The 26514-nt window shown below is 69.9% G+C and carries 26 protein-coding genes and 1 pseudogene; 15 read left to right on the top strand and 12 right to left on the bottom strand.

Annotated features, from left to right (window positions below; genetic code table 11):
* Positions 1 to 210: 210 nt before the first annotated feature.
* Together ACFCZ1_RS09695 and ACFCZ1_RS09690 are read right to left on the bottom strand one after the other, a co-directional pair.
* Positions 211 to 435, bottom strand: a complete 225-nt coding sequence (locus ACFCZ1_RS09695; RefSeq protein ID WP_376677841.1) for a DUF5326 family protein — start codon at positions 433 to 435, stop codon at positions 211 to 213.
* A gap of 143 nt (positions 436 to 578) precedes the next feature.
* On the bottom strand, positions 579 to 896 hold the full coding sequence (locus tag ACFCZ1_RS09690) for a cupin domain-containing protein (protein ID WP_362389503.1): 318 nt from the start codon (positions 894 to 896) through the stop codon (positions 579 to 581).
* Between the two features lie 89 nt (positions 897 to 985).
* On the opposite strand from ACFCZ1_RS09690, the gene ACFCZ1_RS09685 reads away from it, so the two are divergent.
* The 5 genes from ACFCZ1_RS09685 (at position 986) to ACFCZ1_RS09665 (ending at position 4665) form a co-directional block, all read left to right on the top strand.
* Complete coding sequence (locus tag ACFCZ1_RS09685; RefSeq protein WP_376677840.1) at positions 986 to 1366, top strand: phage holin family protein; 381 nt, start codon at positions 986 to 988, stop codon at positions 1364 to 1366.
* Positions 1367 to 1376: 10 nt separating this feature from the next.
* Entirely contained in the window at positions 1377 to 1868 is a 492-nt protein-coding gene (locus ACFCZ1_RS09680; protein WP_376677839.1) for a low molecular weight protein-tyrosine-phosphatase, read from the top strand.
* Entirely contained in the window at positions 1865 to 3034 is a 1170-nt protein-coding gene (locus tag ACFCZ1_RS09675) for a cystathionine gamma-lyase (RefSeq protein ID WP_376677838.1), read from the top strand. The genes ACFCZ1_RS09680 and ACFCZ1_RS09675 overlap by 4 nt, the downstream gene beginning before the upstream one ends.
* 176 nt (positions 3035 to 3210) lie before the next feature.
* Positions 3211 to 4116 carry a LysR family transcriptional regulator gene (locus ACFCZ1_RS09670; protein ID WP_376677837.1) on the top strand — a complete coding sequence of 302 codons (906 nt, stop codon included), beginning with the start codon at positions 3211 to 3213 and terminating at the stop codon, positions 4114 to 4116.
* Positions 4117 to 4185: 69 nt separating this feature from the next.
* Positions 4186 to 4665, top strand: a complete 480-nt coding sequence (locus tag ACFCZ1_RS09665) for an NUDIX domain-containing protein (RefSeq protein ID WP_376677836.1) — start codon at positions 4186 to 4188, stop codon at positions 4663 to 4665.
* A 40-nt stretch (positions 4666 to 4705) separates the two neighbouring features.
* Here the strand turns inward: ACFCZ1_RS09665 and ACFCZ1_RS09660 are convergent, their stop codons facing one another.
* Both ACFCZ1_RS09660 and ACFCZ1_RS09655 read right to left on the bottom strand, forming a co-directional pair.
* Positions 4706 to 5914: a globin domain-containing protein gene (locus ACFCZ1_RS09660; RefSeq protein WP_376677835.1), complete on the bottom strand. Its 1209-nt coding sequence runs from the start codon at positions 5912 to 5914 to the stop codon at positions 4706 to 4708.
* A gap of 121 nt (positions 5915 to 6035) precedes the next feature.
* Positions 6036 to 6686 carry an HAD family hydrolase gene (locus ACFCZ1_RS09655; RefSeq protein WP_376677834.1) on the bottom strand — a complete coding sequence of 217 codons (651 nt, stop codon included), beginning with the start codon at positions 6684 to 6686 and terminating at the stop codon, positions 6036 to 6038.
* Between the two features lie 140 nt (positions 6687 to 6826).
* On the opposite strand from ACFCZ1_RS09655, the gene ACFCZ1_RS09650 reads away from it, so the two are divergent.
* Genes ACFCZ1_RS09650 through ACFCZ1_RS09640 form a run of 3 tightly spaced genes read left to right on the top strand, consistent with a single transcriptional unit; the run spans position 6827 to position 9428 of the window.
* The gene (locus tag ACFCZ1_RS09650; protein WP_376677833.1) at positions 6827 to 7717 is read left to right on the top strand and encodes a GNAT family N-acetyltransferase; all 891 of its coding nucleotides are present in this window, start codon (positions 6827 to 6829) and stop codon (positions 7715 to 7717) included.
* A gap of 16 nt (positions 7718 to 7733) precedes the next feature.
* Positions 7734 to 8195, top strand: a complete 462-nt coding sequence (locus ACFCZ1_RS09645; protein ID WP_376677832.1) for a GNAT family N-acetyltransferase — start codon at positions 7734 to 7736, stop codon at positions 8193 to 8195.
* A gap of 57 nt (positions 8196 to 8252) precedes the next feature.
* Positions 8253 to 9428 (top strand): winged helix DNA-binding domain-containing protein, encoded by a 1176-nt coding sequence (locus ACFCZ1_RS09640; protein WP_376677831.1) that lies wholly within the window; start codon positions 8253 to 8255, stop codon positions 9426 to 9428.
* Positions 9429 to 9437: 9 nt separating this feature from the next.
* On the opposite strand, the gene ACFCZ1_RS09635 is transcribed toward ACFCZ1_RS09640, so the two are convergent.
* Complete coding sequence (locus ACFCZ1_RS09635; protein WP_376677830.1) at positions 9438 to 10823, bottom strand: serine hydrolase domain-containing protein; 1386 nt, start codon at positions 10821 to 10823, stop codon at positions 9438 to 9440.
* 9 nt (positions 10824 to 10832) lie between these two features.
* Entirely contained in the window at positions 10833 to 12302 is a 1470-nt protein-coding gene (gene dnaB / locus ACFCZ1_RS09630; protein ID WP_376677979.1) for a replicative DNA helicase, read from the bottom strand.
* A gap of 452 nt (positions 12303 to 12754) precedes the next feature.
* Between dnaB and ACFCZ1_RS09625 the strand changes: the two genes are divergently transcribed.
* Positions 12755 to 14092, top strand: a complete 1338-nt coding sequence (locus ACFCZ1_RS09625) for an MATE family efflux transporter (RefSeq protein WP_376677829.1) — start codon at positions 12755 to 12757, stop codon at positions 14090 to 14092.
* 113 nt (positions 14093 to 14205) lie between these two features.
* On the opposite strand, the gene rplI is transcribed toward ACFCZ1_RS09625, so the two are convergent.
* The 4 genes from rplI to rpsF all read right to left on the bottom strand — a co-directional run bounded on the left by rplI (position 14206) and on the right by rpsF (position 15907).
* A complete protein-coding gene (rplI, locus tag ACFCZ1_RS09620) occupies positions 14206 to 14652 on the bottom strand; it encodes a 50S ribosomal protein L9 (RefSeq protein ID WP_030008386.1) in 447 nt (148 codons plus the stop codon).
* An 18-nt stretch (positions 14653 to 14670) separates the two neighbouring features.
* Complete coding sequence (rpsR, locus tag ACFCZ1_RS09615) at positions 14671 to 14907, bottom strand: 30S ribosomal protein S18 (protein WP_005315025.1); 237 nt, start codon at positions 14905 to 14907, stop codon at positions 14671 to 14673.
* Between the two features lie 43 nt (positions 14908 to 14950).
* A complete protein-coding gene (locus ACFCZ1_RS09610; protein WP_376677828.1) occupies positions 14951 to 15544 on the bottom strand; it encodes a single-stranded DNA-binding protein in 594 nt (197 codons plus the stop codon).
* Positions 15545 to 15616: 72 nt separating this feature from the next.
* Positions 15617 to 15907 carry a 30S ribosomal protein S6 gene (rpsF, locus tag ACFCZ1_RS09605; protein WP_004950685.1) on the bottom strand — a complete coding sequence of 97 codons (291 nt, stop codon included), beginning with the start codon at positions 15905 to 15907 and terminating at the stop codon, positions 15617 to 15619.
* A gap of 251 nt (positions 15908 to 16158) precedes the next feature.
* Here rpsF and ACFCZ1_RS09600 point away from each other — a divergent pair, with 251 nt between their 5' ends.
* The 3 genes from ACFCZ1_RS09600 to ACFCZ1_RS09590 all read left to right on the top strand — a co-directional run bounded on the left by ACFCZ1_RS09600 (position 16159) and on the right by ACFCZ1_RS09590 (position 18844).
* Complete coding sequence (locus ACFCZ1_RS09600) at positions 16159 to 16494, top strand: hypothetical protein (protein WP_376677827.1); 336 nt, start codon at positions 16159 to 16161, stop codon at positions 16492 to 16494.
* 132 nt (positions 16495 to 16626) lie between these two features.
* Entirely contained in the window at positions 16627 to 17745 is a 1119-nt protein-coding gene (locus ACFCZ1_RS09595) for a lipid II:glycine glycyltransferase FemX (protein ID WP_376677826.1), read from the top strand.
* A 67-nt stretch (positions 17746 to 17812) separates the two neighbouring features.
* A complete protein-coding gene (locus tag ACFCZ1_RS09590; protein ID WP_376677825.1) occupies positions 17813 to 18844 on the top strand; it encodes an alanine racemase in 1032 nt (343 codons plus the stop codon).
* Positions 18845 to 18878: 34 nt separating this feature from the next.
* On the opposite strand, the gene ACFCZ1_RS09585 is transcribed toward ACFCZ1_RS09590, so the two are convergent.
* Together ACFCZ1_RS09585 and ACFCZ1_RS09580 are read right to left on the bottom strand one after the other, a co-directional pair.
* Positions 18879 to 20339, bottom strand: coding sequence for a glycosyltransferase family 87 protein (locus tag ACFCZ1_RS09585; protein ID WP_376677824.1), 1461 nt, complete (start codon positions 20337 to 20339; stop codon positions 18879 to 18881).
* Positions 20340 to 20443: 104 nt separating this feature from the next.
* Positions 20444 to 23032: a transglycosylase domain-containing protein gene (locus tag ACFCZ1_RS09580; protein ID WP_376677823.1), complete on the bottom strand. Its 2589-nt coding sequence runs from the start codon at positions 23030 to 23032 to the stop codon at positions 20444 to 20446.
* A gap of 274 nt (positions 23033 to 23306) precedes the next feature.
* On the opposite strand from ACFCZ1_RS09580, the pseudogene ACFCZ1_RS09575 reads away from it, so the two are divergent.
* The 3 genes and pseudogenes from ACFCZ1_RS09575 to ACFCZ1_RS09565 all read left to right on the top strand — a co-directional run.
* Positions 23307 to 23906 (top strand): annotated as a pseudogene (locus tag ACFCZ1_RS09575) (helix-turn-helix transcriptional regulator); the annotation flags it as partial.
* 52 nt (positions 23907 to 23958) lie between these two features.
* Positions 23959 to 25041, top strand: a complete 1083-nt coding sequence (locus ACFCZ1_RS09570; protein ID WP_376677822.1) for an inositol-3-phosphate synthase — start codon at positions 23959 to 23961, stop codon at positions 25039 to 25041.
* Positions 25042 to 25147: 106 nt separating this feature from the next.
* Positions 25148 to 26434 (top strand): MFS transporter, encoded by a 1287-nt coding sequence (locus tag ACFCZ1_RS09565; RefSeq protein WP_376677821.1) that lies wholly within the window; start codon positions 25148 to 25150, stop codon positions 26432 to 26434.
* Positions 26435 to 26514 lie beyond the last annotated feature (80 nt).

Raw genomic sequence — 26514 nt, 5'->3', positions numbered from 1 at the left:
CGGGGGCCGCCCCCGCGTATGCCGTGGCTCCTGGGGGTCGTGCTCGGCGGCTGCTCAACGCGCCCGCGGGTCAGAGCGGTGGTACCGGCTTTCGTGCCCAGGGGACGGCACAGATTGCCACTGTATCCACCGAATCCCGGAGTGTGAGTGGTTTCGCGCGCCATGTTCCCCCGCCTGGCCCAATCCCGGGAGCGCCCGGGCCGAGTCCCCCTACCAATCCCCGGAGGAGGACTTCGTACCGCCGCTGACCTTCTTCACCACGAAGATCAGGCCGCCGACGAGGGCGACGAAGAGGAGCAGCTTGAAGACGAACCCGATCAGGGCTCCCAGGATGCTCGTGATCGCACCGCCGAAGACGAACAGGGCCAGCAGCGGAACGGCGACCCACTTAACCCACCAGGGCATGCCTGCGAAAATCTCTCGGATGCCGTTCATGGCCTCGTCCTCTTCCTCGTCCGTGACTTCCTGCTGTCGATGCTAGGAGTCCGCGGACCGCCGCGGGGGCCCGCGAGCCCCCGCGGTCCCCTGATCCGCCCCCTAGGGGGGCCAGGGGCGCGACCCTCATGCGGCCGGACCGTTCAGCCCTCCGGCGGGGAGAAGACGACCATCACGCGCAGGTCCTCGCTGATGTGGTGAAACTTGTGCGGGACTCCCGCCGGGACGTAGACGACGCTGCCGCGCGCCACCGTCGTCGTCTCCTCCCCGACCGTGATCGAGGCCCGGCCGCTCACGACGAAGTACACCTCGTCCTGCCGGTGCGGCTGCTGCGGATCGCTCTGTCCGGCGTCGAGCGCGTACAGCCCGACCGACATGTTCCGCTCGCGCACGAACTGCAGGTAGGCGCCGTCGTTGGCGACCCGCTCCGCTTCGAGCTCGTCAAGACGGAAGGCTTTCATCGTCGTTGCGCCCCTTGTACTCGATCGTTCCCGCACATCCGCTGATCTGCGCATGTTCCACCGGGATCTTCTCTGCCACGATCAGACACATGACCAATTTCGTAGTCAAGACGCTCGCCAACGCAGCGGCCCTGGCCGTCGCCATCTGGTTGCTCGCCGGCATCACCCTCGACGACGGCAGCAGCCTGGGCCGCAGGACGCTCACCCTGTTCCTGGTCGCGCTCGTGTTCGGCCTGGTCAACGTCATCGTCAAGCCCGTGGTGAAGTTGCTCTCGCTGCCGCTGTTCATCCTCACCCTCGGGCTGTTCACCCTGGTCGTGAACGCCCTGATGCTGCTGCTCACCTCCTGGCTGGCCGACCTGCTCGACCTCAGCTTCCACGTCGACGGCTTCTGGACGGCGGTCATCGGCGGCCTGATCATCTCCATCGTCTCGTGGGCCGTGAACATGGTCCTGCCCGACAAGAACTGACCGGACTGCCATGTACCGCGTGTGCTTCGTCTGCACGGGCAACATATGCCGCTCGCCCATGGCCGAGTCCGTCTTCCGGGCCCGCATCGCCGAAGCCGGGCTCGACGCCCTGGTCGAGGTCGACAGCGCCGGGACCGGTGGCTGGCACGAGGGCGACGGCGCCGACCCGCGCACCGTCTCCGTCCTGCAGGCCGCCGGATACGAGCAGGACCATCGGGCCCGCCAGTTCCGGACCTCCTGGTTCGACCGCCTCCACCTGGTCATCGCGCTCGACGCCGGGCACCTGCGGGACCTGCGGGCGCTCGCGCCCACCCCTCGGGACGCCGCCAAGGTCCGGCTGCTGAGGTCCTACGATCCGGCGGCCAAGGTCGCCGAGACCGACGTGCCGGATCCCTACTACGGTTCGTTCGACGGGTTCGAGGAGTGCCTGGAGCTGATCGAGGCATCGATCCCGGGACTGCTGGACGCCGTACGCGAGGCCATGAAGGAGCACACCGCGTGAACTCCCCCCACCACGACCACGGGCACGGCCCCGGGGCGGCCCGGCGCGGCGACGGCACCCTGGCCGTCCGCGCCGGGTTGCCCGAGCCCGTGAAGAACGAGCCGCCCTTGCCCGGACCGGTCTTCGCCGCCCACTTCCACCTCCCCGGCGACGTCGAGGGCCCGTACACCTACGGCCGCGACACCAACCCCACCTGGACCTTGCTGGAACGGGCCGTCGGAGAGCTGGAAGCCCCCGGCCAGGACGTGCACACGATCGTCTTCGCCTCCGGCATGGCCGCCGTCTCCGCCGTCCTCCTCTCCCAGGCGCACACCGGCGACACCGTGGTCCTCCCCGACGACGGCTACCAGGCCCTGCCCCTGCTGCGGGAGCAGCTGGAGGCGTACGGGATCCGGGTGCGCACCGCCCCGACCGCCGACGACGCCCAGCTCGCGGTGGTCGACGGCGCCCGGCTGCTGTGGATCGAGACACCCTCGAACCCCGGGCTCGACGTGTGCGACGTACGCCGCCTCGTGGACGCGGCGCACGCAGGCGGAACCCTGGTCGCCGTCGACAACACCCTCGCCACCCCACTGGGCCAGCGGCCCCTCGAACTCGGCGCGGACTTCTCCGTCGCCAGCGGCACCAAGGGCCTCACCGGCCACGGCGACGTGCTGCTCGGGTACGTCGTCTGCCGCGACGCCGAGCTCGCCGCCCGCGTCCGCAAGTGGCGCAAGATCGTCGGAGCGATCCCGGGCCCCATGGAGGCGTGGCTCGCCCACCGCTCCCTGGCCACCATCCAGTTGCGCGCACAGCGCCAGTGGGCCAACGCGCTGGCCGTCGCCGAGGCACTGGCCGACCGCACCGACGTGACCGGGCTGCGCTACCCGGGGCTGGCCTCGGACCCGTCCCACGAAACGGCGGCCCGGCAGATGCGGGGCTTCGGGTCGGTGGTCTCCTTCACCCTGCCCGACCGCGCGCACGCCGAACGCTTCATGGCGGCCCTGCACCTCGTCGAGGACGCGACGAGCTTCGGGGGCGTACGGTCCACCGCCGAGCGGCGCGGACGGTGGGGCGGCGACGCCGTGCCGGAGGGCTTCATCCGCTTCTCCGCCGGAGCCGAGGACACCGACGACCTCGTCGCGGACGTCCTGCACGCCCTCGGCCGCGCGGCGGACGGCGGCTGAACAGGCTGTGGAACGGCGGTCCGAGCCTCCCCCCTCGTGGCTCGGACCGCCTCGGGTTCCGCCCGCGAAGAACCACGCGACAAGGCTAGTTGACTCTGTGTCAGAGTCCAATCACGGTAAAGACAGGGGGCTATCGGCATATTTATAGTTGAAGGCCCCCACCGAGAGGTGCCGCGATGGACCTGGCCCTGCTGCGCACCTTCATCGCCGTGCACCGGGCGGGCTCCTTCACCCGCGCCGCCGCGCTCCTGGGCCTGTCCCAGCCGGCCGTCACCTCGCAGATCCGCACCCTCGAACGCCAGCTGGGCCGCCCCCTGTTCCACCGTCGCGCCCGCGGTGTCACCCCCACCGCCGTGGGCGACGAACTCGCCCACAAGGCCGCCCCGCACCTCGACGCCCTGCTGCGGATCACCGAGGCCGGGCGGGAGGCCGCCGGCGCCATGCGCTCCCTGCACGTCGCCGGGCCCCCTGAGTTCCTGTGCGTGCGGGTACTCCCTGCCCTCGCACCCCTCGTCGGCCAGGGCCACACCCTGCGCGCCGCTCTCCAGTCCGGCGCCGAGGAGACCCTCGACGGGCTCGCCGCCGGCCACCACGACCTCGTCGTCACGACCGCCCACCCCCGGGGCGGGCTGTTCACCGTCACCGCGCTGTGCGACGAGGAGCACGTCCTGGTCGCCGCGCCCTACTGGGCCGCCCTCGTCGGCCAGGACCGGGTGCGCGACGAGGGGCCCGCCGCTCTCGCCGGCGTCCCGCTCGTCGAGGTCCACGAGACCCTGCCGCTCGTCACCCGCTACTGGGCCGCCGTCTTCGACACCCGGCCCGATGCCGGTGCCCTAGCCGCCACCGTGGTCGCCCCCGACCTGAGGGCCGTACTGGAATGCGTCCAAGCCGGCGCGGGGCTCGCCGTCCTTCCCCGCTACCTCTGCCAGGACGCGCTCGACAGCGGCCGGATCGTGGCCCTGGCCGATCCCCCGGTTCCCCCGCTGCGCACCTGGTTCCTGGTCGTGCGGACCGGCAGCCTCGCCCTCGCCCACCTCGCCCGGGCCCATGACCGGCTGCTGCGTGCCGCCGCGCACTGGTGAGCCTGCGTAAGGCTCCGTTTCCGGCCCGTGACGCGTTTCAGAAGCGGAGCGGTGGGCCACTCTTCTCCCATGACCGAACGTCCCGTGGTCAAACGCACCGCCCGCGCGATCCTGCTCGACGGTGACGACCTGATCCTCATCAAACGCACCAAGCCCGGCGTCGATCCGTACTGGGTCACCCCCGGCGGCGGGGTGGAGTCCACGGACGCCACCGTCGTCGACGCCCTCCACCGGGAGGTCCACGAAGAACTCGGCGCGAAGATCACCGATGTGGTGCCCTGCTTCGTCGACACCGTCGAGCACATCGCCGACGGGGGAGTGACCGGCGTCAAAGTGCAGCACTTCTTCGTCTGCCACCTCGAATCGATGGACCCCAGCCAACGGCACGGTCCGGAGATCGACCACCCCGAGGGCGAGTACGAGATCGTCCGCGTGCCCTTCAGCCGGGTCGGCATCGCCGCCGTCCACCTCGTCCCGCTGTCCTTGCGGCACTACCTCGACGGGAACATCGAGGGCGTCCGCGCCATGCACGCACCCGACCTGGGCTGAGGACCCTGCCCGACCGAGACCGGCGGGACGCCCGCCGGTCTCAGCCGGCCACGCCTGCCAGCTCTTCCACCGCGTCGTGCCGGATCCGCTCACCCGGTATCCCGATCCGCATGAGCTCGTCCACCCCGCTGCGGATCATCGCGGGCGGCCCGGAGATGAACGCGTCGTACGAACTCCACGGTCCGTGCCGGCCGACCGCCTGAGGCAGCTGCCCGGAGAGCCAGTCGCCGATCACCGGGCGCACCGACAGCCAGGGGTGCGAGCGCTGCAGCCCCAGCAGCGTGTCCTTGTCGTACAGGTCGTGGTCACTGCGTGCCCCGAAGAACACCTCCACCGGCCGCCGCTCACCGTGCTCGGCCACATCTTCGATCAGTGCCTTGATCGGGGCGATTCCGGTACCCCCGCCCAGGCACAGCATCCCGTTGTCCGTCGTGTGGTCCACCACCATCGAACCGGCGGGCGGGCCGAGACGCAGCACGTCCCCCGGCCGGGCGTGGCGTACGAGCGCGTTGGAGACCCACCCCGCGGGCACGGCCTTGATGTGGAAGGAGAGCAGTCCGTCGGCGCGCGGCGCCGAGGCGAAGGAGTAGTGCCGCCACACCCGGGGCCACCACGGGGTCTCCAGGCTGGCGTACTGGCCGGCGACGAAGGCGTACGGCTGATCGGGGCGAACGGTCAGCACGGCGATGTCCGAGGTCCGCAGATCGTGCGAGACGACCTCCGCGTGCCACCACGCCGGGGCCCTGACCTCGTCCTCCGCTGCCGCGTCGATCATGATCTGGGACATCGCGGTGTAGGCCCGCACCCACGCGGCTTCCGTCTCCGGCCCCCAGGTGCCCACCGCGTAGCGGGCCAGCGCGCCGACGAGGGCCTCGCCCACCGCCGGATAGTGGCCCGCCATCGTGCCGTACTTTCGGTGCCCCGTCCCCAGCCGGCGCAGATAAGGGGTCAGTACCGCGGGATTGTCGATGTGTTCGGCGGCAGTCAGCAACGCCTTCAGCAGCCGGTCGCGCTGGGCGTCCATGGCGGCGGGGAACATGCCGCGCACTTCGGGGTGTCCGGTGAACACCAGAGCATAGAAGTACGAGGTCACCCTGTCGGCGACGGGTGCGATCTCGGCGAGGGTCCGGCGGATGAGCACGGCATCCGGCGAGGGCTCGATCGCACCGCCCTCGACGGGTATCCGGGATGTCCCCCGGCTGGCCGATCTGTTGGGCGGAGCGTCCATGCGGTGCCTCGCTTCGAGCATCTCGGTCGGTCTGCACACGCCACGGCCTGTGAATCCGTGGTTCCGGGCTCCACAGCGTGCCAGCCGACCCGGAGGCCTGCGGGGAAACACGGAAAATCTGCGCTCCCCACCCACTTTCCTCCTAAGATGCCTCAACTCCCGGGCGTGGCACCCCTGCAAGCTGGTATGCCTCCCGAAGGTCGCGCCCCTCGTAGACGTGCGTCGCGCGCTCCGCCAGATACGGCCGCGCGTTGACCGCCACCGAGACCGGCACCGCCTCGAAGAGCACCGCGTCGGTCATCGAATCCCCGTACGCGACGCAGTCGCCCCGGCTCACCCCGAACCGCTCGCACAGCCGGTCCGCAACCGTGACCTTGCCCTCGGGCGTCAGGATTCCGGACACCTCCATGGGACCGGTGAACGGCACCGCCGGGAAGACCGACCCGTGTGCGGCGTGCGCGCCCCACTCCATCAGCAGTTCCACGAAGAAGGACGGCGACAGGGAAATCACCGCGCAGTAGTCCCCGCGCTCACGGATCTCCCGCCACACGTCCTTGATGCCCGCCAGCCACGGGGAACCGTCGAAGGCCGCACGGACATGCGCGGGCGTCAACCCGGCCCACAGCGCGTGGACTGCCACGGAGAACTCATGCGGCCCGATCTTCCGTGCGCCGAACGACCGCTCCAGCTCTGCGATCTCGGCACTCAGCCCGAGCTGTCGGGAAATCTCGACCGGCGCCGCGGAGCCGAACATCAGCGTCCCGTCGAGGTCGAAGAGGTGCAGGGTGGTCATAGCCGTCGAGGCTAGCCCTCCCCCCGCACACCACGGGCGACACAAGCCGATGTTTCACGTGAAACATCGGCTTGTTTCACGTGAAACATCCGCGTCCAAATCCCCTGGACGGCTCCCGATCGATGATCCAGTCTGAGTCGGTGACACCACCACACCTCACCGATCTGCCGATCCGAGCGCTGACCGTGGACGATCTCCGCCACTGCGCCGACCTGTCCGAAGACCGCGGCTGGCTACGCGAGGAACACAAGTGGGGCCTCCTCCTCGCCGCCGGAAACGGCTACGGCGTCGCCGCCCCGGACGGACAGGGACTCGCCGCCGCCTGCGTCGTCACCCGTTACGGCGGAACCCACGCCGAACCGGAGCTCGCCGCCATCGGGATGGTCCTCGTGGCCGGCCGCTACGCCCGCCGGGGGCTGGGCCGCCGCCTGATGACGTACGTCTGCGACGACGTACTCAAGGGCATCCCCCTCACCCTGCACGCCACGCCGTACGGCCGCCCCCTCTACGAGGAGCTCGGCTTCGAGACGACGGGCCGCGCCGAGATGCTCTGCGGGGACTTCCAGGCTGCGGGCACCCCCGCCGGCTTCGGCGCCACCCGGGTACGGCCGGCCCGCGCCGATGACCTCCCGCGCATACTGCGACTGGACGCCGAGGTCTTCGGCAGCGACCGAACCCACATGATCACCCGGCTGCCCGCCTTCGCCGACCAGTTCATCGTCGCCGAGGAACCCGGCGACGGCACCCTCACGGGCTACGCCGCGGCCTGGCCCAACATGGACACCCATGTGATCGGGCCGCTGATCGCCCGCGACACCGCCACCGCCCAGTCCCTCGTCACCGCAATCGCCCAGGGCACCGACCGGCCGCTGCGCACCGACGTCGACGTACGCCACGAGGAACTCCTCGCCTGGCTCAAGGACCGCGGCCTCGGCTCCGTGGCCTTCAACGCCGTCATGACCCGCGACATCCCCGGCCTGCCCGGTGACTGGACCCGCCGCTGGGCACCGCTCACCGTGGCCGCAGGCTGAGAGAGGAGCACCCGAGTTGACCGACGCCCCCGAACTCGCCATTCGCCCCGCCACCGAGGCCGATCTGCCCGCCGTCGTCGCCATGCTCGCCGACGACCCCCTCGGCGCCACCCGTGAATCCCCGGACGACCTCACCCCGTACCGCGCGGCCCTGAAGCGCCTCACCGACGACCCGAACCAGCACCTGGTCGTCGCCGTCCGCGGGGACCGCGTCGTGGGCACCCTCCAGCTCACCATCGTCCCGGGCCTCTCCCGCAAGGGGTCCACCCGCTCCATCATCGAAGGCGTCCGCGTCCACGCCGACGAGCGCGGCGGCGGCCTCGGCACCCGCTTCGTCGAATGGGCCATCGAGAAGTCCCGCGCCGAGAAATGCGACCTGGTCCAGCTGACCTCGGACGCGAGCCGCACCGACGCCCACCGCTTCTACGAGCGGCTCGGCTTCGCCCCCTCCCACGTCGGGTTCAAATTGCAGCTCTGACCGGCCAGATCGGCAGGCCGGGCCGCTGTGTCGGCGGCCCTGCCTACGATCGGGAGGATGAGCCCCAGCCTCCCCCGCATCAGCACCATCGAGCGCCGCCACCGCCTCGGGCGGCGCCACCGCCTGGCTCCCTCGACCCGCGCCGCCACGGTTCCCGAGGCCGCGGACGCCGTCGTCGCCCTGCACGCGACCGACGCCGCGACCGTCTTCCTGTCCGCCCGCGCCCGGCTCACCGAAGGCGGACCCGGCGCGATCGAGCGGGCCCTCTACGAGGACGTCAGCCTGGTCCGGCTGCTGAGCATGCGCAACACGCTCTTCGCGGTCTCCACCGACCTCGCCCCCTACGTCGACTCCTCCACCGCCCGGGGCATCGCGGTCAAGGAGCGCCGCACCCTCATCAAGCGCCTCGAAGAGGACGGCCAGGGCCTCGACGCCGACTGGCTGGCCCAGGCGGAGGCCGCCGCGCTCGACGCCCTCGACAGCCGCGGCCCCTCCACCGGCAGCGAGCTGTCCGCGGCCGTCCCCGCCCTGCGCCAGAAGATCACCCTGTTCCGGGGCAAGAAGAACGAGACGCAGACCGGCGTGGCCAGTCGCGTCATCCGCCTGCTGGCCGCCGAAGGCCGGATCCGCCGCGACCGCCCGCGCGGATCATGGACCTCCAGCCAGTACCGCTGGGTGCACACCGACCCCTGGCCCGCCGTACCCGCCGCCGAGGCCCGCGCCGAGATCGCCCGTCGCTGGCTCCACGCGTACGGTCCGGCAACCGAGGCCGACCTCAAGTGGTGGACCGGCTGGACCCTCACCGACGCCCGCAAGGCCCTCGCCGCCGTGGGACCCGACCAGGTGCGCCTCGACGACGGGACCACCGCCCTCGTCAGCCCCGGCGACACCGCGGCCGAACCGGCCCCGGAGCCCTGGGCCGCCCTGCTGCCCGGCCTCGACCCCTCTGGCATGGGCTGGGCCGACCGCGGCTTCCATCTCGACCCCGCCCACAAGCCCGCCCTGTTCGACCACGCCGGCAACATCGGCCCGACCGTGTGGTGGAACGGCGAGATCGTCGGCGGCTGGGCCCAGCGCCCCGACGGAGAAATCGTCTGGCGGATGCTGAGCAGCCCCGGCCGGACCGCCGAGAAGGCGATCACCGCCGAGGCCGCCCGCCTCGCCGAATGGGTGGGCCACGCCCGCATCACCCCGCGCTTCCGCACCCCGCTGGAGCGCGAACTCGTCGCGTGAGCGGAGGCTTCAGCCGATGCCCCGCCAGCCCTGCGGGTCCACGCCGCCGGGCACCGCGGCCTGGTCCTCGTACGGCTCCCGCGTGAACACGAAGGACGCCAGATCGAGGTGGCTCACGGAGCCGTCCTCGCGACGCACCGCCCGCAGCGTCTCCCCCGCGTAGTAGCCGTTCAGCCCCGTCCAACTGCCGTCCGGCTCCGCCCGGAAGCGAGCCGCCCGCCCCATGGCGCCCAGCGGTCCCAGCTCCAGTGACCCGTCCGCCTTGAGTCGCACCACCTGGGCCGAAGTCCCCCAGTACCAGGGGCCGCACAGCTCCAGCGGCACCTGGTCGGACTCCGCGAAGGGCCGCCACGGCTTCGGGATCCGCGGCTCGGCCTCCGCGACGATCCCCACGAGGTCCGCGGCCAGCGTCGCGGCCGCGAGGCCCGAGGTGCAGTTCGCCAAGACCACCGCCGCCACGTCGTCCATCTCGCTCAGCCACAGCCCCGCCACGAACCCGGGCAGCGATCCGCTGTGCCCCGCCAGCCGGTACGCGCCGTGGGCCACCAGTTGCATGCCGAGCCCGTAGCCGAGATCGGCGGAACCAGGCTCCGGAGGCGCGGCCGGCGTACGCATCTCCCGTACGGACTCCACGCTCAGCACCCGCTCGTCACCCCGGAGCAGGAAATCCGCGAACCGCGCCAAGTCCCTCGTCGTGGACCACAGCTGACCCGCCGGAGCCATCAGCCCGAGGTCCTCCAGGGGCTCCGGCATCATCACGTCGGCCCACGGATGCACCGCCCAGCCGCCCGCGTGCGGGGCCTGCGGCCGCGCACTCGTCCGGTCCAGCCCCAGCGGCTCCAGGACCTCGGCCCGCAGCACCTCATCCCACGGCTTCCCGCGCAGCGCCTCGACGAGCGAACCCAGCAGCGTGTAACCGGGGTTGGAGTAGTGATGCCGGGTCCCCGGGGTGTGCTTGAACGGCTCCTCGCCCAGCACGTCGGCGAGCTCGGGCCGCAGTTCACCGGGCGTGCGCTCCCACCACGGGCCGGGCGTCTCCGCGGCCAGTCCACTGGTGTGGGACAGCAGTTGGGCAACGGTCGTCTCACCGGCGGCGGTGCCCGGCAGGTGCTTCTCCAGCGGATCCGCGAGCGCCAGCAGCCCCTCGTCGCGCAGCCGCATCACCAGCACGGCGGTGAAGGTCTTCGTGATCGAACCGATCCGGTACTGGATGTTCCCGTCCGGGCCGTGGCCCTCCACCGAGGTCCGGGAGCCCTCCCAGACCAGGTGCCCGCCCCGGGTAACTGCCGCCACCACGGACGGAGCCCGTCCTTCACTCTGCGCGACGGCGATCCGGTGCCGCAGTGCCCGCCGGGTGGAAGGGAGAAGTTCCAGGTCCTCACGAAGCTCATCCATGATCGGATGCTACGTGTTGGCCATGTCCACGAACCGCGAATAATGGCCCTGGAAGGCCACGGTGATCGTCGCCGTCGGGCCGTTACGGTGCTTCGCCACGATCAGGTCCGCCTCGCCCGCGCGGGGGGACTCCTTCTCGTAGGCGTCCTCACGGTGGAGCAGGATCACCATGTCCGCGTCCTGCTCGATGGAGCCCGACTCACGCAGGTCGGAGACCATCGGCTTCTTGTCGGTGCGCTGCTCGGGACCACGGTTCAGCTGGGAGAGCGCGATCACCGGGACCTCCAGCTCCTTCGCCAGCAGCTTGAGGTTTCGGGACATGTCCGAGACCTCCTGCTGACGGCTCTCGGGACGGCGTGAGCCGCCCGACTGCATCAGCTGGAGGTAGTCGATGACCACGAGGGAGAGGTCGTTGCGCTGCTTGAGCCTGCGGCACTTGGCCCGGATCTCCATCATCGACAGGTTGGGGGAGTCGTCGATGTACAGCGGAGCGGCGGACACGTCCGGCATCCGGCGGGCGAGCCGGGTCCAGTCGTCGTCCGTCATCGTGCCGGAGCGCATGTGGTGCAGAGCCACCCGGGCCTCCGCCGAGAGGAGGCGCATCGCGATCTCGTTGCGCCCCATTTCGAGAGAGAAGATCACGCTGGGCAGATTGCTCTTGATGGAGCAGGCGCGGGCGAAGTCCAGCGCGAGCGTGGACTTGCCCATCGCGGGACGGGCGGCGATGACGATCATCTGACCCGGGTGCAGGCCGTTGGTCAGCGAGTCGAGGTCCGTGAAGCCGGTCGGCACGCCCGACATCTGGCCGCTGCGCGACCCGATCGCCTCGATCTCGTCGAGGGCGCCCTCCATGATGTCGCCCAGCGGCAGGTAGTCCTCGGAGGTCCGCTGCTCGGTGACCGCGTAGATCTCGGCCTGGGCGCTGTTGACGATCTCGTCGACGTCGCCGTCGGCCGCATAACCCATCTGTGTGATCTTCGTACCGGCCGCGACCAGCCGCCGCAGGACGGCTCGCTCGTGGACGATCTCCGCGTAGTACTCGGCGTTCGCGGCCGTCGGGACGGACTGCACCAGCGTGTGCAGGTACGAGGCCCCGCCGACCTTGCTGATCTCCCCGCGCCGGGTCAGCTCGGCGCCGACGGTGATCGGGTCGGCCGGCTCGCCCTTGGCGTACAGGTCGAGGATGGCCTGGTAGATCGTCTCGTGCGAGGGCCGGTAGAAGTCGTGGCCCTTGAGGACCTCCACGACATCGGCGATCGCGTCCTTGGACAGCAGCATGCCGCCGAGTACCGACTGCTCGGCGTCGAGGTCCTGCGGGGGGACGCGCTCGAAGCCGCCGGCGCCACCGCCGCCGTCCCAGGAACCGCCCTCGCGGCCCCGGTCGTGCTGTTCGTCCCCCCGGCCGCGGCCTTCGCTGTTGCGGCGAGTGCGGGCGGGCAGACGGTCGCCCGGACCGCTGTCGGCCCAAGGGTCGTCCATGGGCTCGGGCATGTTCACCGGGCCGCCTCCTCCCGTCCGCAACGCGGACCTCGCCGTGCCACTCTTTCTACGACACGGCTCTGACATCTGGGACACCCGAATCGACTGTCGGCGAGTCGGGCAACGCACCACGGTAGGGCCGCGGGCGGCATCAGCCAATCTTGTTATCCACAGGGTGTGTGGATGAGATGTGGACGACGGCGCCAATGCTGTGGGTAAGTCCCCGGAAGCTGTGTACGGACCGGGGGACGACGCTGTGGACAAAATCACCTGACCCACCCCGCCATGCCACCTGACCTGCGATTTCCCTATCTCTCGACCCTCGGCCGGAAAATTCTTGGCCACTGTCTCAAGATCGCCTCCAACGGGTTGGGGAGAACGCCCAAGTCAGCCGCTTGGTAAGGACTCTATTGGCCTTGCATCTATTACCTGTGGAAGATTAGATTGAGCGCATGACACAGGCCCCCGTCGCACCGAAGGCTGCTCCCCGACGGCACGACCGAGAGATCTTCGCCCTCGCCGTCCCCGCCTTCGGCGCCCTCGTCGCCGAACCGCTCTTCGTGATGGCCGACAGCGCCATCGTCGGGCACCTCGGGACACCCCAGCTGGCCGGTCTCGGCATCGCCGCCGCACTGCTCACCACCGCCGTGAGCGTCTTCGTCTTCCTCGCCTACGCCACCACCGCGGCCGTCGCCCGCAGGGTCGGGGCGGGCGACATCCAGGCGGCGATCCGGCAGGGCATGGACGGCATCTGGCTCGCCCTCCTGATCGGCGCCGTCGTCATCGCCGTGGTCCTGCCCGCGGCGCCAGGGCTGGTCTCCCTGTTCGGGGCCTCCGACACCGTCACCCCGTACGCGATCACCTATCTGCGGATCTCCTCGCTCGGCATCCCGGCCATGCTCATGGTCCTGGCCGCAACCGGCGTCATCCGAGGCCTCCAGGACACCCGTACGCCGCTCTACGTGGCCGTCGGGGGATTCACCCTCAACGCCGGCCTCAACGTGCTCCTGGTCTACGGTGCGGGACTCGGGATCGCGGGCTCCGCCTGGGGCACGGTCATCGCCCAGTGCGCCATGGCCGCCGCCTACCTCGTCGTGGTCGTCCGCGGCGCCCGGCGGCACAGCGCCTCCCTGCGTCCCGACCTGGCGGGGATCCGGGCCTGCGCGCAGGCCGGTGCGCCCCTGCTCGTCCGCACGCTGTCCCTGCGCGCCATCCTGATGATCGCGACCGCCGTGGCCGCCCGGCTCGGCGACGCCGACGTCGCGGCCCACCAGATCCTGCTCGCGCTGTGGAGCCTGCTGGCGTTCGCCCTGGACGCCATCGCGATCGCCGGGCAGGCGATCATCGGCCGCTACCTGGGCGCGAGCGATACCGAGGGCGCCAAGGCCGTCTGCCGGCGGATGGTGCAGTGGGGAATCGCGGCGGGCATCGCGCTCGGCCTGCTGGTCGTCCTGGCCCGCCCGGTGTTCATTCCGCTGTTCACCAGCGATCCGGCGGTCGAGGACGCCCTGCTGCCCGCGCTGCTGGTCGTGGCCCTTTCCCAACCCCTCTCCGGCATCGTCTTCGTTCTCGACGGGGTTCTGATGGGTGCGGGTGACGGCCCCTACCTGGCCTGGGCGATGCTGCTGACACTGGCCGCGTTCGTCCCGGCGGCGCTCCTCGTGCCGGCCTTGGGAGGCGGCCTGACGATGCTGTGGTGGGCCATGACGCTGATGATGCTGATCAGGATGGTCACCCTCCAGCTCCGTGCCCGCTCGGGCCGGTGGCTGGTCGCGGGAGCCACCCGCTAGCAGCTCGACGTTTCACGTGAAACATCGCGAGGCACCGCGAGGCACCGCCGGCCCTTCCCGGCGAACGACGAAGGGCCGCACCCCACAGGGGTGCGGCCCTTCATGCGCAGCCCTTAGGCGGCGACGACCTCGATGCCCACGTTCGCGGCCACGTCGGCGTGCAGACGCACGGAGACCTGGTACGAACCGAGGGTCTTGATCGGGGAGCCCAGCTCGACGCGGCGCTTGTCGACCTTCGGGCCACCCGAGGACTCGATCGCCGTGGCGATGTCGGCCGGGGTCACGGAACCGAAGAGGCGACCGGCGTCACCCGCGCGGGTGGCCAGACGGACCTTCACACCCTCGAGCTTGGCCTTGACCTCGTTGGCCTGCTCGATGGTCGCGATCTCGTGGATCTTGCGGGCGCGGCGGATCTGCGCCACGTCCTTCTCGCCACCCTTGGTCCAGCGGATCGCGAAACCACGCGGGACCAGGTAGTTGCGAGCGTAACCGTCCTTGACGTCGACGACATCGCCGGCGGCACCGAGGCCAGAAACCTCGTGGGTCAGGATGATCTTCATTAGTCGGTCACCCTTTCCTTATCGCGCGGTGGACGTGTAGGGCAGCAGCGCCATCTCACGGCTGTTCTTGACGGCCGTGGCGACGTCACGCTGGTGCTGCGTGCAGTTGCCGGTAACGCGGCGGGCACGGATCTTGCCGCGGTCGGAAATGAACTTCCGCAGCATGTTCGTGTCCTTGTAGTCCACGTACGCGGTCTTGTCCTTGCAGAACGCGCAGACCTTCTTCTTAGGCTTGCGCACAGGCGGCTTCGCCATTGTGTCTCTCCTGTGTGATCAAGAAGTGGGGTTGCGAGCTGCCCTAGAAGGGCGGCTCGTCCGAGTAGCCACCGCCGGAGCCGCCGGAGCTTCCGCCCCAGCCGCCCCCGCCGCCGCCCTGCTGCTGGCCACCGGCCGGCGCGCTGGACGCCCACGGGTCGTCGGAGGGAGCTCCGCCGCCCTGCGGGGCACCGGCGCTGGGGGCTCCGCCCCAGTTACCGCCGCCGCCACCCTGCTGCTGACCGCCGCCGTATCCACCCTGGCCACCGCGACCGGTGGTCTTGGCGACCTTGGCCGTGGCGTTCTTCAGGCTGGGGCCGACTTCCTCGACGTCCAGCTCGTAGACCGTGCGCTTGACACCCTCACGGTCCTCGTACGACCGCTGCCTCAGCCGGCCCTGCACGATGACGCGCATGCCCCGCTGGAGGGACTCGGCGACGTTCTCAGCCGCCTGCCGCCACACCGAGCAGGTCAGGAACAGGCTCTCGCCGTCCTTCCACTCATTGGTCTGACGGTCGAAGGTGCGGGGGGTGGACGCGACACGGAACTTCGCGACCGCCGCACCCGAGGGGGTGAAGCGCAGCTCGGGGTCGTCGACGAGATTGCCGACGACCGTGATGACGGTCTCGCCTGCCATGGATGAACCTCTCGGCGGGGATTGCTGCTGGGCTGCTGTGCTACTCGGTCCCGATTACCGCTGAACCGGAGTTCAGTGGGTCTCGGGGCGAAGGACCTTGGTCCGGAGAACCGACTCGTTCAGGTTCATCTGTCGGTCAAGCTCCTTGACGACCGCAGGCTCGGCCTGAAGGTCGATGACCGAGTAGATGCCCTCGGGCTTCTTCTTGATCTCGTAAGCGAGACGACGACGGCCCCAGGTGTCGACCTTCTCGACCTTTCCGTTGCCCTCACGGACGACGGAGAGGAAGTTCTCGATCAGCGGGGAGACAGCGCGCTCCTCGAGATCGGGGTCGAGGATGACCATCACTTCGTAGTGACGCATGTGGAACCCACCTCCTTTGGACTCAGCGGCCACGGTCGTTCCGTGGCAGGAGGGTCGTGATGCGTGCGCACGGCATCCGCAGAGCAGACACCGCGCAGACCGTACAGACTACCTGCTCGACTCCTTCCGGTTGAAATCCGGCAGGAGGGGGCCACAATCTGTATCCATCGGGTGTGCTCGGTGCTATGCCTTCGGCTCCCGCCGGAGACGGCCCGGAGCACCGCTCTGCTTCAGCCAGGAGGTGCCTTCCGATGGCACAGGCAATGCGGCCCCAGTCCTCGCCCCAGTCCTCGCCCCCGTCGATCTCCCTCTTGTCCACCGACGGCAAGCCCCACCCGCTGCAGGACACCCTGATGGCGGCCACCCTGATCCTCGGAGCCGTGGCGTTCGTCACGGCTTTCTTCCACAGCCTGCACCTGCTCACCTCGTGGGCAGGGCTGATCGGGATCCTGACCGGCGCGTACGGACAGTTCGTCTCCGTCACGACACGCGAGCGCTTCGCACTGATCATCGGCCTTGGCGCGTCTGCCATCGGCTTCTTCATCGGCATGTTCCACGGCGGCCTCTTCGGCGGCTGGCTGGGCTGACCGGGGTACCTCCGCGACGGGGCGCCGGCCGCCGGACGGCCCGGGCCCCGGCCCGTCCCCCAGATGGGTGGCGCCCCTGTCGCAGTAGGCTTCGCGCCATAGCCAGCGAAGCCGCCGGAGGAGACACCCCGCATGAGCCTGTCCCTGAGGACCATCAGCCGAGAGCAGCATCTGGCCTACCTCCAGAGCCTGCCGTCGGCTAGCCACTGCCAGGTCCCGGCATGGGCCGACGTCAAGAACGAATGGCGTTCGGAGAACCTCGGCTGGTTCGACAAGTCCGGCGAACTCGTCGGTGCCGCCCTGGTGCTGTACCGGCAGCTGCCCAAGGTGAAGCGCTACCTCGCGTACCTGCCCGAGGGCCCGGTCATCAACTGGTACGCCCCGAACCTGGAGGAGTGGCTCCAGCCGATGCTGGGGCACCTGAAGAACCAGGGCGCCTTCACCGTGAAGATGGGCCCGCCCGTCGTCATCCGCCGCTGGAACTCCACCGCCATCAAGGCCGGCATCCAGGACCCGGACGTCAAGCGCCTGCGCGACGTGGAGGCTTCGCACATCGAGCCCCGCGCCTTCGAGGTCTCCGACAAGCTGCGCCGCATGGGCTGGCAGCAGGCCGAGGACGGCGGCGCCGGGTTCGGCGACGTCCAGCCCCGCTACGTCTTCCAGGTGCCGCTGGCCAACCGCTCGCTGGACGACGTCCTCAAGGGCTTCAACCAGCTGTGGCGCCGCAACATCAAGAAGGCCGAGAAGGCGGGCGTCGAGGTCGTCCAGGGCGGCTACGAGGACCTGCCGACCTGGCAGCACCTGTACGAGATCACGGCCGAGCGCGACAAGTTCCGCCCGCGCCCGCTCAGCTACTTCCAGCGCCAGTGGACGGCCCTCAACTCCGAGGACCCCAACCGGATGCGGCTGTACATCGCCAAGCACGAGGGGGAGCCGCTGGCCGCCGCCACGATGCTCACCGTCGGACAGCACGTCTGGTACTCGTACGGCGCCTCCGCCAACCACAAGCGCGAGGTACGTCCCTCGAACGCGATGCAGTGGCGGATGCTGCGCGACTCCTACGCGCTGGGTGCCAGCGTCTACGACCTGCGCGGCATTTCTGACACGCTGGACGAGAACGACCACCTGTTCGGCCTGATCCAGTTCAAGGTCGGCACGGGCGGCGAGGCCGTCGAGTACGTCGGCGAGTGGGACTTCCCGCTCAACAAGATGCTGCACAAGGCGCTCGACATCTACATGTCGCGTCGCTGACCCCCCACCCCCACCCACCCACGCACCGCTGCATCCCGCAGCCATTCAGGAGAGGTTCCGGACGGGCATGGCGCTCACGCTCTACGTCGACACCGCGCGCTGGCGTGCGCACCAGAAGCAGATCCAGGACCAGTTCCCCGGAATGGTCCCGGTCTGCAAGGGCAACGGCTACGGCTTCGGCCACGAGCGCCTGTGCGAGGAGGCGACCCGGATGGGCGCCGACGTGCTGGCCGTCGGGACGACGTACGAGGCCGCCAGCATCAAGGACTGGTTCGGCGGCGACCTGCTGGTCCTGACCCCGTTCCGGCGGGGCGAGGAGCCGGTACCGCTGCCCGACCGGGTCATCCGCTCGGTGTCCTCGCTGGACGGGGTCCGCGGCCTGGTCGGTGCCCGCGTGGTCATCGAGTGCATGAGCTCGATGCGCCGCCACGGCATCTCCGAGCAGGACCTGGGACAGCTGCACTCGGCGATCGAGGACGTCCGGCTGGAGGGCTTCGCCCTGCACCTGCCGCTGGACCGCCCGGACGGCTCGGACGCCGTCGAGGAGGTCATCGGCTGGATGGACCGGCTGCGCGCGGCCCGGCTGCCGTTGCACACGATGTTCGTCAGCCACCTGCGGGCCGAGGAGCTGGCGCGGCTCCAGCAGCAGTTCCCGCAGACCCGCTTCCGCGCCCGTATCGGCACGCGCCTGTGGCTGGGCGACCACGACGCGACCGAGTACCGCGGCGCGGTACTCGACGTCACGCGCGTGGCCAAGGGCGACCGCTTCGGCTACCGCCAGCAGAAGGCGGCGTCGGACGGCTGGCTGGTCGTCGTGGCCGGCGGTACCTCGCACGGCGTGGGCCTGGAGGCCCCCAAGGCCCTCCACGGCGTGATGCCGCGGGCCAAGGGCGTCGCCCGGGCGGGCCTGGCCACGGTCAACCGGAACCTTTCGCCGTTCGTCTGGGCGGGCAAGCAGCGCTGGTTCGCGGAACCGCCGCACATGCAGGTGTCGATCCTGTTCGTGCCGTCGGACGCGACCGAGCCGAAGGTCGGCGACGAGCTCGTGGCGCACCTGCGCCACACCACCACGCAGTTCGACCGGGTGCTCGACGCCTGACGGCCGTGTGCCGGCCCCGGGCCGGCGCCTCCGGTCAGTCCGTGGGGCTCGTGCCCCAGTCGACCCGCTGTCCCTCCGAGGGCGTCGCGTACCGCGGCGCCCTCGCCGCGTCCGACAGCACGAACACGTCCCGGGCGCCGTCCAGGACCCCGCCGGAGGGGTCGTCCGAGCCGTCCCGGCGTACGACGTCCCGTTCGGGCATCAGGATGTCCCGGACGATGACCGCGCACAGGTAGAGGGTGCCCAGCAAGTGGGCGGCGATCGCCAGCTGGTAGCCCTCCACGGGCAGGCCCTGGTGCTTGTCGCCGCTGGTCGTGTAGGCGAGGTAGAACCAGATCCCGAGGAAGTAGACGACCTCGGTGGCCTGCCAGATCAGGAAGTCCCGCCAGCGCGGTCGGGCGAGGGCCGCGAGCGGGATGAGCCACAGCACGTACTGCGGCGAGTAGACCTTGTTGGCCAGGATGAAGGCGGCGACGACCAGGAAGGCCAGCTGGGCGAAGCGTGGGCGCCGGGGGGCCGTCAGGGTGAGCAGCCCGATGCCTCCGCACAGCAGGAGCGTCAGCCCGGTCGCGTAGGCGTTGGCGCCGTCGAGGGGGTTGCCGGAGCGCTGCGAGATCAGCAGCCATACGGAGCCGAAGTCGATGGGCCGCTCCTGGCTGAAGGTGTAGAACTTCGTCCAGCCCTCCCAGGCGGGGATCATGACGGGCAGGTTCACCAGGAGCCACGAACCGGCCGCGCCGAGGGCGGCGGCCCCGAAGGCCCGCCACTTCCCGGCCCGCCAGCAGAGCACGAACAACACCCCGAGCAGCAGCACCGGGTAGAGCTTCGCGGCGGTGGCCAGGCCGATGAAGACGCCGAAGAGCACCGTGCGGCCCCTGGACCACATGAGCATCCCGGCAGCGGTCAGGGCGATGGCCAGCAGGTCCCAGTTGATCGTCGCGGTGAGCGCGAAGGCGGGTGCGAGGGCGAAGAGCAGGGCGTCCCAGGGCCGGCGGCGGTGGGTCCTCGCGACGCACACCGCGATGACGGCGGCGCAGGCCATCAGCATGCCCGCGTTGACCATCCAGTAGATCTGCTCGCGGTGCTGCATGGAGCCGCTGCCGGGAGTCAGCCATGAGGCGATCTGCATGAACAGCCCGGTGAGGACGGGGTACTCCAGGTACTCCATGTCACCGGGGAGCCGGTCGAAGTAGGGCGTCAGGTTGTCGGCGAAGCCGCGCGCCACATAGAGGTGCGGGATGTCCGAGTAGCAGGCGTGGGTGTACTGCGAGCCGGCCCCCCGGAACCACGCCCAGTCGTAGCAGGGCAGCTTCTGCACCATGCCCAGCGCGAACATGCCGATGGCGATGAGGGCCACCACGCGCACCGGCCCCAGCCAGTGCCCGCCCAGCCGGGCGTAGCGGCCGAGCGGGCCGCCGATGAACTCACTGCCCGCCGCGGCGACCTCGTCCTGCTGCGTGGGCAGTACGGGGCGGTCCTCGTGCACCTTCGTCATGGGCACATCCTGCCGTACCGGGCCGGACATGGGGGAAGGCCGTCGCACCCCGTGCGACGGCCTTCCCCTGCTCGATCAGTCGGTCACTCGGTCGGCGGTCGCGGTCAGTTGGCCGCCGTACCGGTCGGCCAGCCCGTGGTGCCGCCCGGGCGGCCGGGTTTGCCGGTGTCCGTCGGGGAGGGTGATCCGCTGGCTCCGCCGTCGGCGCCTCCTATGACCCCTGTACTCGTTCCCCCGGTGCTGCTCCCGCCGGTGGTGTTCGGGTCGCAGTACAGCTCCCACGGCTTGCACGAGGGCTTGCCGCCCTTGGACGGGCTCGGGGACGGCGAGGGGGAGCTCGACGGGGACGGCGAGGGAGACGTGGACGGCAGCGCGGGGGCCGAGGGGGTGGGGGAGGGCGCGCCGGCCGAGTCGGCCACCACACCGATCTCCTCGGCCTCGGGGAACGGCTTGACCGGGGCGCCCTTGAGCGCCTCGCGCATGTACTCGGTCCAGATCACGGTCGGGATGTCACCACCGTGGATGGAGTCGGTGCCACCCACGCCGTTCATGGACATCAGCTTCTTGTCGGCCGAGTTCGGGTCGGTGCGGAAGAGCGTGACGGCGGTCGACAGCTCCGGGGTGTAGCCGACGAACCACGCCGACTTGTTCTGGTCGGTGGTACCGGTCTTGCCCGCGGCGGGCCGGCCCAGCGCCTTGGCCTTCTTGCCGGTGCCGTTCTGGACGACGTTCTCCAGGACCTTGGTGACGTTGTCCGCGACGGCGTTGTCCATCGCCCGCTCGGCCTTCGGGGCCTCGAAGCCGGACAGCTTCTCGCCGTCCTTGATGACCTCGGTCACGGAGTAGGGCTCGTGGTGCGTGCCGGACGCGGCGAAGGTGGCGTACGAGTCGGCCATCCGGATCGCGCTGGGGGTCGAGGTGCCCAGTGCGAAGGAGGCGTCGTCGCCCGCGCTCATCGTCTCCTTGAGGATGCCGGTGGACTTGGCCACCTCGCGGACCTTCGTGTGGCCCACGTCGAAGACGAGCTGTGCGAACGGCACGTTGATGGACTTCTCCATCGCCTCGTTGAGGGTCACGTAGCCGAAGGCGGCGGAGCTCTCGTTCTTCTGCTTGAACGGCTTGCCTGAGTTGTCCAGCAGGGGCCTGCCCTGACGGTTCTTGATCACCGTGAGGTCGTCGGCGAGGTACTTGCTGTCGGCCGACAGGCCCTGGCCGTTCGAGTTCTGGGTGCCGTACTCCATCGCCGCCGCCAGGACGTACGGCTTCCAGGTCGAGCCGACCGGGACACCGGTGGTGTTGGCGTTGTTGCTGAAGTGCTTCTTGTCCATACCGGGACCGCCGTACAGGGCGACGATCGCCCCGGTCTTCACGTCGACGGAGGCGGCGCCGAACTGCACGAAGGTGTCCAGTTCGGGGCGCTTCTTCTCGTCGAGGAAGTCGTTGCGGGTGTCCTCGACGGCCTTGACCAGGGCGTCGACGCGGGGCTTCTCGAAGGTGGTCTTGATCTGGTAGCCGCCCATGGCCATCTGCTCCGGCGTGATGCCCTTGGTCTTCATCACGTACTGCTTGGCCGTCTCGACCAGGTAGCCGATCTGGCCGGACATGGCGCGGGCCTGCTCCGAGTCGACCCGGGCGGGGAAGTCCTTGTACGTGGCCCGCTCGGCCTTGTCCATCCGGCCCACCTCGACCTCGCGGTCGAGCACCCAGGCCCAGCGCTTCCTGGCCCGGTCCTCGTTGAGGACGGGGGTGGCCGCGGATCCGATGCCGCCGTCCGGGTTGTACAGGTTGGGGCCCTTGAGCACGGAGGCCAGGAAGGCGCTCTCGGAGGGGTTCAGGTCCTGGCAGTCCTTGCCGAAGTAGGCGCGGGCCGCGGCCTGGATGCCGTAGGCGTCGCGACCGTAGTACGCGGTGTTGAGGTAGCCCGCGAGGACCTTGTCCTTCTCCTCGGAGACACCCAGCTTTATCGCGATGAAGAGCTCGGTGACCTTCCGCTTGAGCGTCTGCTCGGAGTCCAGGTAGGTGTTCTTCACGTACTGCTGGGTGATGGTCGAGCCGCCCTGGGTGGAGCCGCCCGTGGCCATGTTGTAGACGGCCCGGGCGATGCCCATCGGGTCCACGCCCTTGTCCGTCTCGAAGGACTCGTTCTCCGCGGCGATCACGGCGTCCCTCATCGACCGGGGGATCTTGTCGATGGGCACGATCTGCCGGTTCATCGACCCGCCGGTCGCGACCATCTGCTCGCCGTTGGCCCAGTAGAAGACGTTGTTCTGCGCCTGGGCCGCCTTGTTCGCGTCGGGCTTGTTCACCATCGCGATGCCGATGCCGGCACCGGCGATGATCACCGCGAAGAAGCCCAGCACCGTACCGGAGACGAACTTCCATGACGGCACGAAGCGCTTCCAGCCGTCCCTGTCGGACCGCGGGTAGTTGATCAGGCGCTTGTCCGGGCGGCCCGTGCCGCGAGCGGCTCTGCCGGAGCTCCGTCCGGGGCCCGCGGGCCCTCTCGGCGCGGTCCGGCGGGCGTCGGCGCGACTGCCCTGGGGCGGCCGCTCGGCGTGGGGGCCACTGGGTGACGCCGTGGGGACGTCACGCCGGGCATCGGCGCCCCGGCCGGGGCGCGGCTGGGCGGCCCGGCGGGCCGAAGCTCGCCCGCCACCTTGGGGCTGCGGCGGTTTGCGGCGGTGCTCGCTCATCGAACGACTACTCCTCGGGCAGGCGAGTGGCCTGGAAGCGGCAGATGAATTCCGGTTCCCCCGGTGTCATGGCGCACAGACTACGCACGGTCAAAACCCAACCAGTGCCAAAGTTCACCCCAAATCGGGCAACTTACCTGGCACGAATTCATGATGTGACGCCGGTCACCACGTCACCCCTTGTCGTCGGACGCGCACCGTTCTATCGTCTGGATGTATCGAGTCGATACATCAGCTCGGTATAAAGACTCAGAGTCGGAGGAGAGGCGGGCGGATGAGCAGGCGCTCAGGCATCCTCGAATTCGCCGTCCTCGGCCTGCTTCGCGAATCCCCCATGCACGGGTACGAGCTGCGCAAGCGGCTCAACACCTCACTGGGAGTGTTCAGGGCCTTCAGCTACGGGACGCTCTATCCCTGCCTCAAGACGCTGGTCGCCAACGGCTGGTTGATCGAGGAGCCGGGCAACGCCCCGGAAGACGCGCTCGCCGCTTCACTCGCAGGGCGCCGCGCCAAGATCGTCTACCGGTTGACGGCCGCGGGTAAGGAGCACTTCGAGGAGCTCCTCTCCCACACCGGCCCCGACACCTGGGAGGACGAGTCCTTCGCCGCCCGCTTCGCCTTCTTCGGCCAGACCGAACGAGACGTACGCATGCGGGTACTGGAAGGCCGCCGCAGCCGGCTGGAGGAGCGTCTGGAGAAGATGCGCGCCTCACTGGCCCGCACGCGGGAACGCCTCGACGACTACACGCTGGAGCTGCAGCGACACGGCATGGAGTCCGTCGAGCGCGAAGTGCGCTGGCTGAACGAGCTCATCGAGAGCGAGCGGGCGGGACGGGATCGCAGACGACCCGGTCCGTCCGACGAAACTGCAAAATGAGGCCTGCATCTCGCAGGCCTCGTCCGAGAACAAACAGGGAGCAACCGGAATGGGTTCGGTTCGCGTAGCCATCGTCGGCGTGGGCAACTGCGCCGCCTCGCTGGTGCAGGGCGTCGAGTACTACAAGGACGCCGACCCGGCGGCCAAGGTCCCCGGTCTGATGCACGTCCAGTTCGGCGACTACCACGTGCGTGACATCGAGTTCGTCGCCGCGTTCGACGTCGACGCGAAGAAGGTCGGCCTCGACCTTTCGGACGCCATCGGCGCCAGCGAGAACAACACCATCAAGATCTGCGACGTCCCGAACACCGGTGTGACCGTTCAGCGCGGCCACACCCTCGACGGGCTGGGCAAGTACTACCGCATGACGATCGAGGAGTCCGCCGAGACTCCGGTCGACGTGGTCCAGATCCTCAAGGACCGCCAGGTCGACGTCCTGATCTGCTACCTGCCCGTCGGCTCCGAGGACGCGGCGAAGTTCTACGCCCAGTGCGCCATCGACGCCAAGGTCGCCTTCGTCAACGCCCTCCCGGTCTTCATCGCCGGCACCAAGGAGTGGGCTGACAAGTTCACCGAGGCCGGTGTCCCGATCGTCGGCGACGACATCAAGTCGCAGGTCGGCGCCACCATCACGCACCGCGTGATGGCGAAGCTGTTCGAGGACCGCGGTGTCCGTCTTGAGCGCACCATGCAGCTCAACGTCGGCGGCAACATGGACTTCAAGAACATGCTCGAGCGCGACCGCCTCGAGTCGAAGAAGATCTCCAAGACGCAGGCCGTCACCTCGCAGATCCCCGACCGTGAGCTCGGCGAGAAGAACGTCCACATCGGCCCGTCCGACTACGTCGCCTGGCTCGACGACCGCAAGTGGGCCTACGTCCGCCTTGAGGGCCGTGCCTTCGGCGATGTCCCGCTGAACCTCGAGTACAAGCTCGAGGTGTGGGACTCCCCGAACTCCGCCGGTGTCATCATCGACGCCCTGCGCGCCGCGAAGATCGCCAAGGACCGCGGTATCGGCGGCCCGATCCTGTCGGCGTCCAGCTACTTCATGAAGTCCCCGCCGGTGCAGTACTTCGACGACGAGGCCTACGCGAACGTCGAGAAGTTCATCAAGGGCGAGGTCGAGCGCTAGTCGCTCCCCAAGGGTCGTCAACGACACCTGGACTTCGGCTGTTCTTCCGCGGAGGGTCCCCGGGCAATGTGCCCGGGGACCCTCCGCGTATGTGACCCTTTCCCTCATGCCTGTCGTACGTGATCTGCGCGTACTCCTGCGCCTGAGGGACTTCCGCAACCTGCTCGCCGTACGGCTGCTCTCCCAGGCGGCGGACGGCGTCTACCAGGTCGCGCTCGCCACCTACGTGGTCTTCTCCCCGGAGAAGCAGACCTCGCCCGCGGCCATCGCCTCGGCCATGGCGGTCCTGCTGCTGCCGTATTCGGCGATCGGCCCCTTCGCCGGCGTGCTCCTCGACCGCTGGCGCCGCCGCCAGGTCTTCCTCTACGGCAACCTGCTGCGCGCCTTCCTCGCCTGCGTCACCGGCATGCTGATCGTCGCGCACGTCCCCGACTGGCTGTTCTACGCCTCCGCGCTGTCCGTGACCGCCGTCAACCGCTTCGTCCTGGCGGGGCTCTCCGCGTCCCTGCCCCATGTCGTCGGCCCCGGCCAGCTGGTCACGGCGAACGCACTGTTCCCCACCGCCGGAACGCTCGCGGCGACCCTCGGCGGGGGGCTGGCCTTCCTCGTCCGACTGCTGGCCTCCGACTCCAACGCCCTCGTCGTCCTCCTCGGGGCCGGGCTGTACCTGTGCTCGGCCCTGGTGTCCCTGCGCCTGGCCGTCGGCCTGCTCGGGCCCGACCATCCCCCCGGACGGCTCCACCCTTCGGTCGCCGAGGGGGTCGCCCTGACCGTCCGGGGCATGGCCGAAGGCCTGCGGCACCTGGCCACCCGCCGGGAGGCCGCCCAGGCGCTCACCGCGATGACCATGATGCGGTTCTGCTACGGAGCCCTCTTCGTCATGCTGCTCATGCTCTGCCGCTACTCCTGGTCGGACAACGAGTCGGACGGACTGGCTCTCCTGGGCGTGGCGATCGGCGTCTCCGGGGCCGGGTTCTTCACGGCCGCCGTGATCACGCCCTCGCTGGTGGGCCGGCTGGGACCGCTGGGCTGGATCACCGCCTGCTCGGCGGGCGCCGCGGTCCTGGTCCCCGCGCTCGGCCTGTTCTTCGCCCCCGGCCCGATGGTGATCGCCGCGTTCGTCCTCGGCCTCGCCACCCAGGGAGCCAAGATCTCCACCGACACGGTCGTCCAGTCCCGCGTGGACGACGAGTACCGCGGCCGGGTCTTCTCCCTCTACGACGTGCTCTTCAACGTGGCCTTCGTCGGCGCCGCGGCGGTGGCCTCCCTCATGCTGCCCCCCGACGGGCGGTCCGCGACCCTGATCCTGTCCGTCGCCGCCCTCTACGCGGCCACCGCCGCCCTGCTGGCACGGCAGAGCCGACGCCTCACCGGGGGCACCTCCCGGCGGTAGCCGACGCGGATCCGTCCGGCGCGTGCGGCCGGGGGGGGGTTTTTAGGGGAAAAAAAAACCCCCCCGGGCCCCCAAACGCC

Source organism: Streptomyces sp. NPDC056224 (genome assembly GCF_042267665.1).
GTDB lineage: Bacteria > Actinomycetota > Actinomycetes > Streptomycetales > Streptomycetaceae > Streptomyces.
The sequence above is the reverse complement of the archived record's forward strand: the minus strand, read 5'-3'. Positions and strand labels throughout refer to the sequence as shown.